The organism is Thalassospira profundimaris WP0211, assembly GCF_000300275.1.
In the GTDB taxonomy this organism is placed as follows: Bacteria; Pseudomonadota; Alphaproteobacteria; order Rhodospirillales; family Thalassospiraceae; genus Thalassospira; species Thalassospira profundimaris.
The window spans coordinates 645586-660252 of sequence record NZ_AMRN01000001.1 but is presented as its reverse complement, the minus strand read 5'-3'; the positions used below and the strand labels follow the sequence as shown (position 1 = coordinate 660252).

The following is a 14667-nucleotide window of genomic DNA, read 5'->3' as shown; positions in this document are numbered from 1 at the left end:
AATCTGGCGCTATTTTTTCGTCCGTTCGTTCATCAGGTGCTCGACATGGCGGCCCTGGAACATGGTGATATTGATGGAATGACCAAACTTGATAGCGCGTTCGTCATCGCAACGGCACAAAATAACGCGGGTATCTCCGGACTCTGCCACCGCGGCGCGCATGGCTTCGCGATGCTCTTCATCCATGTTTTCCATTTCCGGGTCCCAAAGCATCTTGATCATATCAACGCCAAGCTTGTTGCGGTTGATATAGGGCAGCGACAGATAGCTGATGCCATCGATACAGATGCGATAGCCACGATCACGACAGAAGTCGCGCGCAAAGAAGAATGCCCCAAGGTCGGCAAAGATATCGATTTTCTGGAGCTCAAGCACGATTGTCCCGCGCTGCCCGGCCTTAACGTTACTATCGAACGTCAGGAAGTCCGGTGACAACAGTGTCGAGACGTTCAAATTGATGCTGACAGACCCGGTCACGGATGCATCGTTCGATCGGGTCAGAAGCGACAACATGCGCCGATCCAGAATTTCGGTCAGATGCTGAAACAGCCAACGGTTCGAGAGAACATTGACATCTGGCAGCAGCGTATCCTGCAAATCCTTGATCGAGATGAACAACTCGTGGAAAACCGGCGTCGGGTTTGCATCACCAACCACGGCACAAATGGCCTGTCGACGCATCAGGTTGGACAGATCCGCACGCCGCAGCGACTCATCAATGCGCCCCAAGATCTTCGGGGTCAGCGGCGCGCGATCATCGCTGAGTTCCGGATGGTCATTGTGTCGTTCGGCTGCCTTGCTGACGATTTTGGGTCGATTGGCGTTGGCGCGCACCAACAACTGAGTCAGATGCAGGAATTCTTTATATTGCTGCCCGACATCGAAATAGTCGGTAAAGGTCGCGGGCGCGCCGCTTTCATCCTTGCCATCACTGATCAAAGGATCGTCGTTGAACAGGAATTTCAGCCTGAAAATGACGGCATTCACCTCGTCCATCTCTGCGGCGTCAAAGATGAAAATCAGATCCTGGTTGGACAGGGTGAAAATACGCCCGGTGACTTCCGGTACGATTTCTTCAAACGCCGTAATCGCCGTACGGATGTGATGGTCACGCCGGTTAAATGGCAGCAACTTGGAAAAATGCACATGAATCGCACCAACGCCGTCCTTGCGCCGCTCAAGGCGTCGCACATAGTCAACGAGGAAGGCTTCGGGCGATGGAAGTGAACTATCAGACATAAATGCAATGACCAGAGAATTGTTTCGACGGAATCACAGCCGCTAATCTGCCCGAACCACGATAACGCCGGTGCATTAACAGGTTATGTATTTAGCATTCATGCATGTTGAAACCAAACCCGAATATTGGGGAATTTCAGACACGTCCAAGAAAAGATAAGTCGTAGCTTTCCGCCAACCAAGCTGCTAGTTTCAGCCCGTTTTGATATCAGAGTAATAAGGTCAGAGACGATATGTGGCGACGCAAGCGCGTTTTGGTAACCGGTGGCGCAGGTTTTCTTGGTTCTCATTTGTGCGAACGCCTGCTTGAAGAAGGCAATGACGTTCTGTGCGTCGACAATTTTTTCACCGGCACCAAGGACAACATTGTCCATCTTCTCGATAAACCGCATTTCGAGCTGATGCGCCACGATGTTACCTTCCCGCTCTATCTCGAAGTCGACGAGATTTACAACCTTGCGTGCCCGGCTTCGCCGATCCATTACCAGCACGATCCGGTCCAGACGACCAAAACCAGTGTGCATGGTGCGATCAACATGCTGGGTCTCGCCAAACGCGTTGGCGCCAAGATTTTCCAGGCCTCGACCAGCGAAGTTTATGGCGATCCTGAAGTCCATCCGCAGACCGAAGATTACCGCGGCAATGTCAATCCGATCGGCCCGCGCGCCTGTTATGACGAAGGCAAGCGCTGTGCTGAAACATTGTTCTTTGATTACCACCGCCAGCATGGTCTGGATATCAAAGTCGCCCGTATCTTCAACACCTATGGCCCGCGCATGCATCCGCAGGACGGCCGTGTGGTATCGAACTTCATCATCCAGGCGCTGCATGGCGAAGACATCACCATTTATGGCGACGGCCAGCAAACCCGATCCTTCTGCTTCTATACTGACCTGATCGAGGGCTTTGTCCGTCTGATGGCAACCGACAAAACGGTTACCGGGCCGATGAACCTTGGCAACCCATATGAGATCACCATTCGTGAGTTGGCAGAGCGCGTCATTGAGATGACCGGCGCCAAATCAAAGCTGATCTTCAAAGACCTTCCGGCCGATGACCCGCTGCAGCGCAAGCCCGACATTACCTTTGCGCGAAACACACTTGATGGCTGGGAACCGACTGTAAGCCTTGAAGATGGCCTCGGCTCGACAATTGAGTATTTCCGCAATCTGATTGCGAAACACGGCTAATACGACGACTTCTTTTGGATTTGGACGCGTGATGGATATCAAAGCCTTTTTCGATGCCGAGTTTGACGAGCATCTTGATCTGGTCAACAAGACCCGTGAAGCCACCCGCGATGCCTTTATCGAACTGGTCGAGATTTGCACCGACGCCCTAAATGACGGCAACAAGCTGCTGTTTTTCGGCAATGGCGGGTCGGCCGCGGACGCGCAGCATATCGCAACCGAATTCACGGTTCGCTATATCAATGATCGTCGCGCGCTTCCGGCGATTGCGCTGACCACCGACAGCTCGGCCTTGACCGCGATCGGCAATGACTTCGGGTTTGATCACCTGTTTTCGCGCCAGATCGAAGCACTTGGCAATCCGGATGACGTTGCGATTGGCATCTCAACATCCGGCAACAGCAAGAACGTAAATCTCGGTCTGGCCAAGGCCAAGGAAATGGGCCTGATTGCGACCGGCTGGACTGGCAAGACCGGTGGTGACATGGTTGATCTGTGCGATCCACTGATGATCGTGCCGAGCAACACCACCGCGCGCATTCAGGAAATGCATATCCAGATTGGCCAGATGCTGGTCGGTGCGCTTGAACATACGCTTGGCCTGACGAAACAATAACCGGCGGCCCAGAAAATCCGCCTGAATACTCTGACAGCATAAAGAACTGAGACCATGACCGATCTTAGCCATCTGGCCCGACAGGTTGAACAACTGACCGATGCCAAAGTCCTGTGCATTGGCGATGTCATGCTTGACCGGTTTGTCTATGGTTCGGTCATCCGCATCTCGCCCGAGGCGCCCATTCCTGTCATCCGGGTTGAGCGCGAAAGTGCCATGCTGGGGGGCGCTGGTAACGTCACGCGCAACGCAACAGCCCTGGGCGCATCGGTTCAGTTCCTGTCGCTTGTTGGCGATGATCTGCCCGGCCGCGAAGTCATGGAATATGTCGCCGCTGACAAGGGTGTTGAGCCCTATATCCAGACCGAGCGCAACCGCCCGACGACGATCAAAACCCGCTATATCGCGGGCGGGCAGCAATTGTTGCGATCTGACAATGAAACCACCAACGCCATTGCACCAGCATCAATTAGCAATCTTTCGACACTCGCAGGTCAGCTGGCAGGGGATGTTGCAGCGATCATTCTGTCGGACTATGGCAAGGGTGTCTTGCATGCCGATGTCGTTGCAGCCGCAATCAAGGCTGCGCGCGCAGCCGGAAAACCCGTCATCGTCGATCCAAAGGGCAATGATTACAGCATCTATCGTGGTGCCACAGTGGTGACGCCGAACCGCGCAGAGGCCGAAGCAGCCACTGGCATTGCCATAAACAGCGACGAAGATGCCATCGCGGCTGCGACCAAGATCATCACCGAATGCGGTATCGAGAATGTCCTGCTTACCCGCAGCCAAGACGGCATGACCCTGGTCACCAAAGATGGCAAGGCTTTGCACCTGCCGACCGAAGCCCGCGAAGTCTTTGATGTATCAGGTGCCGGTGACACGGTTGTCGCCTGCCTTGCATCGGCGGTTGCGGCGGGTTCAAGCCTTGCCGATGCAGCCCGTATTGCCAATGTCGCGGCCGGGATCGTGGTTGGCAAGATCGGCACTGCGGTTGTTTACCCGGACGAGCTGATTTCCACCCTTCATCATCATGATCTGATGATCGGTGAAGCCAAACTGATGCCGCTTGACCGCATGATCGATCGTGCAGAACGCTGGCGGCGCAAGGGATACACTGTCGGTTTTACCAATGGCTGTTTTGATCTGTTGCATCCGGGCCACCTCAGCCTACTGAAACAGGCACGGGCAAATTGCGACCGCCTGATTGTCGGGCTGAATTCCGATGCGTCTGTCAAACGCCTTAAGGGCGAAGCCCGCCCGGTTCAGTCGGAGGCCGCACGTGCAGCCGTGTTAGGATCACTTGAAACCGTCAGTGGTGTGGTGATTTTTGGCGAAGACACCCCGATTGAACTGATCAAGGCGATCAAACCAGACATTCTGGTCAAGGGTGCGGATTACACCATCGACAAGGTTGTCGGGGCCGAAATCGTCCATGGCTATGGCGGCAAGGTGGTTCTGGCCAACCTTGAAGATGGTTTTTCCACCACTTCGACCATCGCACGGATGAACCAGGGCAACCACTAAGCGTCTGAATTAAGGCTGACCTTCTTCGTCCGGCCATGGCGTTACGAGCAGATTCGGCCATATCTTTTGCCAACGCCCAACCTTGGCGTCATAGACCTCTTTGACGGGTAAAACCGTGTTTGGGATCACCCGACCTTCCATGACCGAAGCAAGACCAAACGGCGCATAAATGCGATAGGCGTCTATTCCGCTATTGCCCGCCTCCTTGCGCACGCCAATGGCAGTTGTCTGATAGGCAAAACGGTCAATGCCATCACTGGCAGCACGCACCGCACCATAAGGCACACCGAATTTTTCCGGATACCAGATCGGCACACGCGCCTGATTACGGATTTCGATTGAAACCGGGATATCAGCAAACAATTCAGCGCCTTGGACAATTACATGATCTTCGGCCTGCCACGACGTATCGGGATCGAAATAAAAAAGATCATAATCGACAATATCGGAACCCGGGTTACGATTGGCCTTGATGTTCCAGATCGTCTGCGCAAGACATCCGGCGGTCAGCCACCAGTCTTTGATCCCGCAGGCTGAAAACCGGTCGAGAATGATCTGGTTGGTGCGGTTTTGCAGGACAAGTTCAAGAAATTCGCGGCCCAACGGGATATCATTGGCGCGCCACCCAGCACTCATAGCCCGACCCAGAGAACCTTAAGAACAATCGGCCATGCCGCATTGATCAGACATGAGGTTGTAAAAAGTCTCAGCGCGCGGTCGATATCAACAGCGGTCAGATCGGAACGACCGTTGCCAATATACGGATCATCGACCATTTCACTGCCATACTGGCGCGGCCCGGCAAGGGCGATTTCAAGCGCGCCAGCGAAGGCTGCTTCCTGCCACCCGGCATTCGGCGATTTATGCTTTTTTGCATCCGACAGCATGGTCTGCCAGGCAGCTTTACCACTTGTTCTCTTACCGATCGCGGCAGCAAGGCAAATTACACCACCGGCAATCCGTGCGGGGATAAAGTTCGCGACGTCATCAAGGCGCGCGGCAACTCTGCCGAAATAGAGATAGCGCTCATTGCGATGACCAATCATCGAATCAAGCGTGTTGATCGCCTTATAGGCGCAAATACCAATCGACCCGCCAACTACATACCAGAACAGTGGGGCGACCACCCCGTCAGAAAAGTTTTCAGCACAGCTTTCAATGGCTGCCCGGCTGACCCCGGCCTCATCAAGCGTATCGGGATTGCGTCCGACAATCATCGAAACCGCTTTGCGTCCACCAGCGATGCCATCTTTCTTGAGAGCGTTCGAGACGGCCTTTACGTGTTGATAAAGGCCTTTTTGGGCAATCAGGACCGCCACCAAAAGGACTTCGGGCGCTCTGAAAACATCGCCAAGTGATGAGACAAACTGCACCACACCACCGAAAGCCGCGGCGACCACAATCACCATCAGACTGGTCACAGCACCGCGCAAAAGTCGGTCCGGGTTACTGCGGTCTGTGCGGTTCAGGCGCCTTTCGAACCACGCAATCAGATTGCCAATCCAGACCACCGGGTGCCCGATCCGGCTAAACAGCCACGGGAAGTCCCCAAACACCGCATCCAGCAGCAGTGCCAGCACCAGCATTGAAAAAAGCGGCCCGAAAAACGCAGGTTCCGGGATCAGAAAATCGGTGAATGTCGGTTCCATGGCGGCAATGTGCGCGGTGATCGCCAACCCGTCAATCAGAATGACATGGTGAATGCGCGAACCAAATTGATGCTGCGAAATTTGCCATCTGATTTTTGCTTTGATAAAGAAATTTCATACGAATTTTTAATTTATCATACCTTATATTGGTCAATCCTGTTTGCCCGGCAGTGCGTAACGCAGAACACCTCAACCAGATCACCCGCCAAAACCGAAGGACTGAGCCCGCCCACAACATATTCGATACCAGACCATAACCGGCCCACAATAAGTAGTATTTTCATCACCCAAGCCCCTTGTGCACCCTCTTGGCGTAGCTGCCGCTTGCATTCCGCAAGCCAATCGGTGAAAACGGGGGTGGCATCGGGTACCGCATGGCAACAATGTCATGTGAAGAACACCATCAAAGAGAGACAAAGGAGCAGCCTTTTATGTCCCCCAAAGGCGCAGTAATGATTTGCGGTCATGGTTCGCGCGACGAACGCGCGGTTTCACAGTTCAACGCCATGGTTGAAGCTATGAAACAGACCCACCTGGCCGACTACGATGTCGAAAGCGGCTTTCTCGAATTTGCCCACCCGATCCTGCGTGATGGTTTTGAAAAACTCAAAGCCATGGGCCACAAGAAAATCTATGCCCTTCCCGGTATGCTGTTTGCCGCCGGTCACGTCAAAAACGACCTGCCGAGCGAAGTAAACAATTTCGCCCACGAAAATCCCGATATCGAAGTGCTTTTTGGCCGCGATCTTGCCATTGACCCCAAGCTTCTGATGGCAGCAAAGGAACGCATCGAAGAAGCCCTTGAAGGTGTCGATGACAGCGTAGATCGCAAAGACACCCTGTTGATGGTGGTCGGGCGCGGCACCAATGACCCGGACGCCAATTCCAATGTCTACAAGGTTGCCCGTATGCTTCAGGAAGGCATGGGCTTTGGCCGTACCGAAATCAGCTATTCCGGTGTTGCCCATCCGCGCGTCAATGCGGGCCTGCGCGAAGCGATGAAACTGGGATACAAGCGCGTTGTCGTCTTCCCGTATTTCCTGTTTGCCGGCATTCTGATTGACCGCATCTATAGCCATACCGACGAAGTCGCGGCGGAATTTGGTGATGTCGAGTTCATCAAGGCAGGCTACCTCAAGGACCACCCGATGGTTCTTGAAAGCTTTGCCGAACGTCTGACCGAGATTGATACCGGCGACAACAATATGAACTGCCAGCTTTGCAAGTATCGTGAGCAGATCATTGGTTATGAAGGCGATGTCGGCACCCCGCAGGTCGGTCACCATCACCATGTGATGGGCATTGGCACCGATGGACACAGCCATGATCATGGCCATCACCACCATCACGGCCACGGGCATCACCACGATCACGGTCATAGCCATGGCCATGATCACGGGCACAGCCATTCCCATGATCACGACGACGCGAAGAAATCGACCGGTTCCTGACCGGTCGATCCCCATCCTCTGAAAGGCGCGGCAATGTTTGACTATCTGCGTGACCCGCAGGAAATCTATGCCAAAAGCTTTGCCACCATCGAGGCCGAGGCAAACCTTGCGCGCTTTTCAGACGCTGAGCGGCCGGTTGCCATTCGTATCATTCATGCCTGCGGCATGGTCGACATGGCCGATCAGATCGCCTTTGGTGGTGATGTGGTGAATGCTGCCACAGCAGCATTAAGTCGCGGAAAGCCGATCCTGTGTGACGCAGAAATGGTGCGTCATGGCATTATTTCCCGGCTTCTGCCCAATCAGAACCCGGTTCTTTGCACGCTCAATGATGGCAATACGCACGATCTTGCCGCACGAATGGAAACCACACGATCTGCCGCCGCGGTTGAAGCCTGGGCCAATCATATCGAAGGCGCAATAATTGCCATCGGCAACGCGCCGACTGCCCTTTATCACTTGCTTGAAGCGATCCATGACGGACGATTGAATAAGCCAGCAGCCATTGTCGGCATGCCGGTCGGCTTTGTCGGGGCAGCTGAAAGCAAGGATGCGCTGATCGAACATGCCAATGGTATTCCCTTTGTCACGCTGCGTGGTCGATTTGGCGGCAGTGCGGTCACAGCCGCCACGATCAATGCCTTGGCGCGTCTGGCGCGCGATGACGAAACGACACCTGATGGAACCTTTGACCGCAAATCCGGGGGTGCATCATGAACGAACAGGCACCGATCAAGGGACGGATCACGGTTATTGGCATCGGTGAAGATGGCTATGACGGCCTTTCACCAATGGCGCGCAACATCCTTGAAAATGCCAGCATCATTTTTGGCGGCACACGCCATATCGCCATGTTACCCGGTTCCAACAGGGCAACCCAGAACAAATGGATCACGCCGTTTGAAGCCAATCTGCCGCTGATCGAAGATTGCCTTGATCAGAACCCGGTCGTGCTGGCCAGCGGCGATCCGATGTATTTTGGGGTTGGCAACACGCTGATTAAATATTTCGGACACGAACCAATATACGCGATCCCGGCGCCATCAAGCATTTCTCTGGCCGCCTCCAGGCTCGGCTGGCCACTGGCCGAGTGTGATGTGATTACGCTGCATGGCCGCGATCCGGAAACATTGCGTGCCCATCTGCGCCCGCATGGCAAACTGATCGCACTCAGTGCTGATGGCTCGACCCCGGCCCTTGTCGCCGTCATGCTGTGTGAAGCCGGTTTTGATCAAAGCCGCATGTCGGTTTGCGAGCGGCTTGGCGGCCCCGAAGAGCGCATTACCACGCAAACAGCGCGCACCTGGCAATCAACTGCCACATCGATGCCCGATATCAAATCGGTTGACCCGCTTAATCTGATCATGATCGATCTTGAAGCCGGGCCAAACGCCAAACCGTTGCCCAAGGGACCGGGACTGCCCGATGATGCCTTTATCCATGATGGCATGATCACAAAATCGGAAATCCGCGCCCAGACACTGGCGTCACTGGCGCCGTTTGATGGCGGTGTTTTGTGGGATCTGGGTGCCGGTTGCGGGTCGATTTCGATTGAATGGAAACGCATGGGCGGTCGGGCTGTTGCGATTGAACGCGACGGCGAACGCTGCGCGATGATCAAGAAGAATGCCATTCGTCTTGGCGTTCCGACCCTTGCGATTGAGCAGAAATCCATTGAAGAAGCACTGAGTTTTGCCGATCGCCTGCCCAAGCCCGATGCGATTTTCATCGGCGGGGGCATTACGATTGATGGGTTGCTTGAAAGCTGCTGGGATCTGTTGTCGCCGCACGGGCGGCTGGTCGCCAACACGGTGACGCTTGAAGGCGAAGAAAAATTATTACGGTTTTATAATAAAAACGGTGGCAGCTTGTCGCGCCTGTCGTTTTCACGACTGGTGCCGCGCGGCAGCTTCAAGGGCTGGAGCAACCTTGCCCCGGTCACCCATTACCTCGGAGTAAAAGCATGAGTGCGGAATTTCCCGCAAGCGATAGCCTTCCGGTTGCCGGAACGGCCTATGGCCTTGGCATTGGACCGGGCGAGCCTGATCTGATCACGCTTAAGGCCTATAACATCCTGCAAAAGGCCGATGTGATCGCCTATCCAGCCCTTGAAGATGGCGTCAGCCTAGCACGTCAGATCGTTGATCCGCATATTCCCGAAGGCCGGATTGAAATCGCTATTCGCATCGAAATGGGCAAACCAGCCGATCCGATCTATGACGCGGCTGCCATCGAAATCGGTAAGCATCTGGCAGATGGCAAAACCGTTGCTGTGCTGTGCGAGGGTGACCCGTTCTTTTATGGCAGCTTCATGTATCTGTTTGGCCGTTTGGCCGAGGCAGGCCACCCGGTCAAAACCGTTCCCGGTGTCAGTTCAATGATGGCCTGTGCTGCACAACTTGGCGCGCCATTGGCCGCCAAGAACGATGTGCTGCAAGTCATCCCGGGACCGCTTGATGCCGACCGCCTGCGTGAACAGCTGGCCAAAACCGATGCGGCCGCCATCATCAAGCTTGGTCGTCATTTCGCCAAGGTTCGCGGTGTGATCAACGAACTCGGCCTGACGGATCGGGCGCGCTATATCGAACGTGCGACGCTTGAAACCCAAAAAATGGTCCCGCTGGGCGAACTGCCCGCCGACGCCAAGGCACCGTATTTTTCCATGATCCTGATCCACCGTCGCGGAGACGCATGGCGATGACCGCCCAGAACACCCCGAATAAATCCGCGTTGCCGACCGCACCAATCGCCCCGATTGCGGTCATCTGCCTGACACAGCGCGCCCTTCCGACCGCACGTAAAATTGCATCCAGCCTGCAGGGTGCATCGGTGCATGGCCTGCGCACACGCGTGTCGGTCAAGGATGTTGATGTCGCGTTTGATGACACTATTGCGCATCTGCAACAAACCTTTTCATCCGATCATGTCATTATTGGTGTCTGCGCGTCAGGCATTCTGATCCGCGCACTTGCACCGCTTTTGGCAGGCAAATGGCAGGACGCCGCCGTGCTTGCCGTTGATGAAGCCGGTGATAACTTCATCCCGCTTTTGGGCGGGCATCATGGCGGGAACCGACTGGCGCGCGATCTGGCTGATCGTCTTGGTGGCAATGCCGCCATCACCACGCCGGGCGATGCGATGCTGGGTCTTGCGCTTGATGAGCCGCCTGTTGGCTGGACACTTGGCACGCCCGAAACCGTCAAACCGGCCACAGCGGCCCTTTTGGCCGGTGCCTCTGCCCGAATTGAGGTTGAGGCAGGCTCGGCCGCGTGGTTGACCAACAGTGCTATTGCCCAGTCCGAGGATGGCAGCATCCTGATCACCGCGACCGCCCGCGAAGGTGCCAATGAAGATGCGATCAGCGATGGTGCTGAAACCGCAATCACCTATCACCCGCCGGTCCTGGCACTTGGTGTCGGCTGTGAGCGCGGCTGCCCGGCCGATGATCTGTATGATCTAGTGATGGAAACACTGGCTGGTCAGTGCCTGAGCCCGAAGGCCATTGCCTGCGTGACCTCGATCGATCTGAAGGCTGATGAGGCCGCAGTCCATGAGCTGGCGCAACGTCTGGGCGTTCCAGCCCGGTTCTTTGATGCCCAAACCCTTGAGGCCGAGGCAGACCGTCTGGTAACACCATCAGACGTCGTGTTTGCCGAGACCGGCTGCCATGGTGTTGCCGAAGGTGCGGCACTGGCCACGGTCGGTCCGAACGGCAAGCTGATTGTCCCCAAACACAAGACCAAAAAGTCCACCTGCGCCGTCGCCCTGTCACAGGATGACATCATCCCAAATAAAGTCGGAACCGCGCAGGGCAGGCTTTCGATTGTTGGCATCGGCCCGGGCCAGATCGGCTGGCGCAGCCCCGAGGCCACCGCCCTGATCGGTCGCGCAACCGATATCGTTGGCTATCAGATGTATCTTGATCTGCTTGGCCCGCTGATTGACGGCAAGGATTGCCATCATTCCGATCTTGGTGCCGAAGAAGCCCGCGCGCGCCACGCGCTTGAACTGGCCGCGACCGGTAAGGACGTTGCACTGATCGGGTCGGGGGATGCCGGCATCTACGCGCTGGCAACGCTGGTGTTTGAGCTGCTTGATCGCGAAGACCGCGCTGACTGGAACCGGGTCGCGGTTCAGGTGTCACCCGGTATTTCCGCGCTTCAGGCGGCGGCATCACGCATTGGCGCGCCGCTGGGTCATGATTTCTGTGCGATTTCGCTTTCTGACCTTCTGACACCGCGCGAAGACATCCTGCGCCGCCTGAAATCAGCGGCCGAAGGCGACTTCGTAATTGCGTTCTATAACCCGGTTTCCAAACGCCGCCGCGATCTTTTGGCCAAGGCGCGTGATATCCTGCTTGAACACCGCAATGAGGACACCCCGGTGGTTCTGGGCCGTCAACTTGGCCGCCCGGACGAGGAAATCACAGTCGTTCCACTTTCGAAACTAGAAGTCGACATGGTCGATATGCTGACCACAGTTTTGGTCGGATCAAGCAATAGCCGCCACATCACCCGCGGCGAGAACGAATGGGTCTATACCCCGCGCGGCTATGCCAAAAAGGGCCCGGATGCGGCTAAAGCGCCGGTTCACAGCAGCACTGACACTTTCAAAAACGACACTTCCAAGAAAGGCGGGGCAGAATAATGACTGTTCATTTTATTGGCGCCGGCCCCGGCGCCCCGGACCTGATCACCGTGCGCGGCCTGCGCCTGATCGAAAAATGCCCGGTCTGCCTTTATGCCGGATCGCTGGTGCCCGAAGAAATCGTCACAAGCGCCCCGGATGGCGCCCACGTGGTCGATACAGCGCCCATGAACCTTGATGAAATCATGGCTGAGATCGAAGCCGCCCACGCCAAGGGACAGGATGTCGCACGCGTTCATTCCGGTGATCCGTCAATCTATGGTGCAATCGCCGAACAGATCCGCCGACTTGATGATCTTGGCATTCCCTATGACATCACGCCGGGCGTTTCGGCCTATGCAGCGACGGCTGCTGAAATCGGCGCGGAACTGACCCTGCCCGATATTTCCCAGACCGTGATCCTGACCCGAACCGCCATGCGGTCGTCCAGCATGCCAGACGGCGAGAGCCTTGCGGAACTTGGCAAATCGCGTGCGACGCTGGCGGTGCATCTGTCGATCAACAATCTGGCCAATGTGGTGCGCGATCTGACCCCGCATTACGGCGAAGACTGCCCGGTTGTGATTGCCTATCGCGTGACCTGGCCAGACCAGCAATTCATTTTTGGCACCCTTGGCGATATCCGGGCCAAGGTCAAAGGCAGTGGTATCACGCGCACGGCACTGATCATGGTCGGTGAGGTTTTCGGTCGGAAAGATTTTACCGACTCTAGACTTTATGCCGCCGATCACACGCACGTTCTGCGCCCGGCAAAAGCATGATCTGATCGGGCGGACTTCATGTCCGCCCGTTTTTTGTACAAACCCTCTGATCAGCAAGTTTATTTTTTCGGCAGAACAGCAATTTGCTGAAAAATATGTCATTTCAACTGTGAACATCCTTGACCGCCCCCTGCCCGGCACCCTTTAATCAAAGGGAAATAAAGGGGAGAATGCATGTTCAACGAGATGAGTGTTGACGACCAAATTCGCGAACCTTATCGCGCCTTGGTTGACTGGATGGAAGCAAGCGGCCCCGAGGTTCTCGAACAAAAGCGCCTTGAAGCTGAAACGCTGTTCCGCAAGATCGGCATTACATTTGCTGTTTACGGCGAGGGCGGAGATCCCGAGCGGCTTATTCCCTTTGATCTGATCCCCCGTATCTTCACATCGCAGGAATGGCGCAAGCTTGATCGTGGCGTCAAACAGCGTGCCCGGGCACTGAATGCGTTTCTCTATGACGTTTACCATAATGCCGAAATCATCAAGGCCGGTATCGTCCCGGCCGATCTGGTGTTTCGCAACGATGCGTTCGAACCGGCCGTAATCGGCATTGATCCGCCGCGCAATGTCTATAGCCACATTGTTGGTGTCGATATCGTGCGCACCGGTCCTGACGATTTTTATGTTCTCGAAGACAACTGCCGCACGCCATCTGGCGTGTCCTATATGCTCGAGAACCGCGAAATCATGATGCGCATGTTCCCCGATCTGTTCAAAAGCCTTCGGATTGAGCCGGTCGAAAGCTATCCGGACATGTTGTTGAAAACGCTTAAAAGCATCGCACCGCGCAAATGCGACCGCGACCCCAATATCGTTGTCCTGACGCCGGGTGCGATGAACAGTGCCTATTATGAACATTCCTTCCTTGCCGATCAGATGGGGGTTGAGCTGGTCGAAGGTCAGGATTTGTTTGTTCATGAAGACCGGGTCTTTATGCGCACCACACGCGGACCGGCCCAGGTTGATGTGATTTATCGCCGCATTGATGACGCCTATATCGATCCGCTGTGCTTCAGACCGGACTCGGTTCTGGGCATTCCGGGGCTTATGAATGTCTATCGGTCTGGCGGGGTGGCAATCTGTTCGGCACCGGGTGCCGGTGTTGCTGATGACAAGGCGGTTTATACCTATGTGCCGGATATGATCCGCTTCTATCTGGGGCAGGAGCCGATCCTGAATAACGTGCCGACATGGAAATGCGGCAAGCCGGATGATCTGAAATACGTTCTCGAACATCTGGGCGAGCTTGTCGTCAAGGAAGTCCACGGGTCAGGTGGCTATGGCATGCTGGTCGGTCCGGCATCGACCAAGGAAGAACAGGCCGCCTACGCCAAACGGATCGAAGCCGACCCCGGTGATTTCATCGCCCAACCGACCCTGTCGCTTTCAGCCTGCCCGACATTCGTTGAAAGCGGCGTTGCGCCGCGTCATGTCGATTTCCGGCCCTTCTGCCTTGTTGGCGATGATGTGCGCCTGACACCGGGCGGTTTGACCCGTGTAGCGCTGCGGGAAGGCTCACTTGTCGTGAACTCGTCACAGGGTGGCGGGGTCAAGGACACCTGGATCATGAGCGATTAAAAGGAAAGG

Annotated in this window: 13 protein-coding genes; 10 read left to right on the top strand and 3 right to left on the bottom strand. The window is 55.6% G+C overall.

What is annotated here, in order from left to right; translation table 11 throughout:
* Positions 1–9 precede the first annotated feature (9 nt).
* A complete protein-coding gene (locus TH2_RS02960) occupies positions 10–1239 on the bottom strand; it encodes an EAL domain-containing protein (RefSeq protein ID WP_008888909.1) in 1230 nt (409 codons plus the stop codon).
* Positions 1240–1472: 233 nt separating this feature from the next.
* On the opposite strand from TH2_RS02960, the gene TH2_RS02955 reads away from it, so the two are divergent.
* Genes TH2_RS02955 through rfaE1 form a run of 3 tightly spaced genes read left to right on the top strand, consistent with a single transcriptional unit; the run spans position 1473 to position 4572 of the window.
* Complete coding sequence (locus tag TH2_RS02955; protein ID WP_008888908.1) at positions 1473–2429, top strand: UDP-glucuronic acid decarboxylase family protein; 957 nt, start codon at positions 1473–1475, stop codon at positions 2427–2429.
* A gap of 31 nt (positions 2430–2460) precedes the next feature.
* Complete coding sequence (locus TH2_RS02950) at positions 2461–3045, top strand: D-sedoheptulose 7-phosphate isomerase (RefSeq protein ID WP_008888907.1); 585 nt, start codon at positions 2461–2463, stop codon at positions 3043–3045.
* Positions 3046–3099: 54 nt separating this feature from the next.
* Positions 3100–4572, top strand: a complete 1473-nt coding sequence (gene rfaE1, locus TH2_RS02945; protein WP_008888906.1) for a D-glycero-beta-D-manno-heptose-7-phosphate kinase — start codon at positions 3100–3102, stop codon at positions 4570–4572.
* 9 nt (positions 4573–4581) lie between these two features.
* On the opposite strand, the gene TH2_RS02940 is transcribed toward rfaE1, so the two are convergent.
* Both TH2_RS02940 and cbiB read right to left on the bottom strand, forming a co-directional pair.
* Positions 4582–5208, bottom strand: coding sequence for a nucleotidyltransferase family protein (locus tag TH2_RS02940; RefSeq protein ID WP_008888905.1), 627 nt, complete (start codon positions 5206–5208; stop codon positions 4582–4584).
* Entirely contained in the window at positions 5205–6248 is a 1044-nt protein-coding gene (gene cbiB / locus TH2_RS02935; RefSeq protein ID WP_008888904.1) for an adenosylcobinamide-phosphate synthase CbiB, read from the bottom strand. The genes TH2_RS02940 and cbiB overlap by 4 nt, the downstream gene beginning before the upstream one ends.
* Before the next feature lie 404 nt (positions 6249–6652).
* On the opposite strand from cbiB, the gene TH2_RS02930 reads away from it, so the two are divergent.
* The 7 genes from TH2_RS02930 to TH2_RS02895 all read left to right on the top strand — a co-directional run bounded on the left by TH2_RS02930 (position 6653) and on the right by TH2_RS02895 (position 14658).
* The gene (locus TH2_RS02930; protein ID WP_008888903.1) at positions 6653–7672 is read left to right on the top strand and encodes a sirohydrochlorin chelatase; all 1020 of its coding nucleotides are present in this window, start codon (positions 6653–6655) and stop codon (positions 7670–7672) included.
* Positions 7673–7705: 33 nt separating this feature from the next.
* Positions 7706–8389, top strand: coding sequence for a precorrin-8X methylmutase (locus tag TH2_RS02925; RefSeq protein WP_008888902.1), 684 nt, complete (start codon positions 7706–7708; stop codon positions 8387–8389).
* Positions 8386–9639 (top strand): bifunctional cobalt-precorrin-7 (C(5))-methyltransferase/cobalt-precorrin-6B (C(15))-methyltransferase, encoded by a 1254-nt coding sequence (locus TH2_RS02920; RefSeq protein WP_008888901.1) that lies wholly within the window; start codon positions 8386–8388, stop codon positions 9637–9639. The genes TH2_RS02925 and TH2_RS02920 overlap by 4 nt, the downstream gene beginning before the upstream one ends.
* A complete protein-coding gene (cobI, locus tag TH2_RS02915; RefSeq protein ID WP_008888900.1) occupies positions 9636–10373 on the top strand; it encodes a precorrin-2 C(20)-methyltransferase in 738 nt (245 codons plus the stop codon). Before TH2_RS02920 ends, cobI begins: the two co-directional genes overlap by 4 nt.
* Positions 10370–12319 (top strand): precorrin-3B C(17)-methyltransferase, encoded by a 1950-nt coding sequence (cobJ, locus tag TH2_RS02910; RefSeq protein WP_238538648.1) that lies wholly within the window; start codon positions 10370–10372, stop codon positions 12317–12319. The genes cobI and cobJ overlap by 4 nt, the downstream gene beginning before the upstream one ends.
* The gene (gene cobM / locus TH2_RS02905; RefSeq protein ID WP_008888898.1) at positions 12319–13080 is read left to right on the top strand and encodes a precorrin-4 C(11)-methyltransferase; all 762 of its coding nucleotides are present in this window, start codon (positions 12319–12321) and stop codon (positions 13078–13080) included. The genes cobJ and cobM overlap by 1 nt, the downstream gene beginning before the upstream one ends.
* A 174-nt stretch (positions 13081–13254) precedes the next feature.
* Positions 13255–14658, top strand: a complete 1404-nt coding sequence (locus TH2_RS02895; RefSeq protein ID WP_008888897.1) for a circularly permuted type 2 ATP-grasp protein — start codon at positions 13255–13257, stop codon at positions 14656–14658.
* Positions 14659–14667: the final 9 nt, after the last annotated feature.

Excerpts from the sequence above, each read along its gene's own strand:
- TH2_RS02895 (WP_008888897.1), top strand. The coding sequence starts at position 13,255 with ATGTTCAACGAGATGAGTGTTGACGACCAAATTCGCGAACCTTATCGC.
- TH2_RS02940 (WP_008888905.1), bottom strand. The coding sequence starts at position 5,208 with ATGAGTGCTGGGTGGCGCGCCAATGATATCCCGTTGGGCCGCGAATTT.
- TH2_RS02925 (WP_008888902.1), top strand. The coding sequence starts at position 7,706 with ATGTTTGACTATCTGCGTGACCCGCAGGAAATCTATGCCAAAAGCTTT.
- cobJ (WP_238538648.1), top strand. The coding sequence starts at position 10,370 with ATGACCGCCCAGAACACCCCGAATAAATCCGCGTTGCCGACCGCACCA.
- cobM (WP_008888898.1), top strand. The coding sequence starts at position 12,319 with ATGACTGTTCATTTTATTGGCGCCGGCCCCGGCGCCCCGGACCTGATC.
- TH2_RS02930 (WP_008888903.1), top strand. The coding sequence starts at position 6,653 with ATGTCCCCCAAAGGCGCAGTAATGATTTGCGGTCATGGTTCGCGCGAC.
- TH2_RS02950 (WP_008888907.1), top strand. The coding sequence starts at position 2,461 with ATGGATATCAAAGCCTTTTTCGATGCCGAGTTTGACGAGCATCTTGAT.
- cobI (WP_008888900.1), top strand. The coding sequence starts at position 9,636 with ATGAGTGCGGAATTTCCCGCAAGCGATAGCCTTCCGGTTGCCGGAACG.
- TH2_RS02920 (WP_008888901.1), top strand. The coding sequence starts at position 8,386 with ATGAACGAACAGGCACCGATCAAGGGACGGATCACGGTTATTGGCATC.
- rfaE1 (WP_008888906.1), top strand. The coding sequence starts at position 3,100 with ATGACCGATCTTAGCCATCTGGCCCGACAGGTTGAACAACTGACCGAT.
- TH2_RS02960 (WP_008888909.1), bottom strand. The coding sequence starts at position 1,239 with ATGTCTGATAGTTCACTTCCATCGCCCGAAGCCTTCCTCGTTGACTAT.
- TH2_RS02955 (WP_008888908.1), top strand. The coding sequence starts at position 1,473 with ATGTGGCGACGCAAGCGCGTTTTGGTAACCGGTGGCGCAGGTTTTCTT.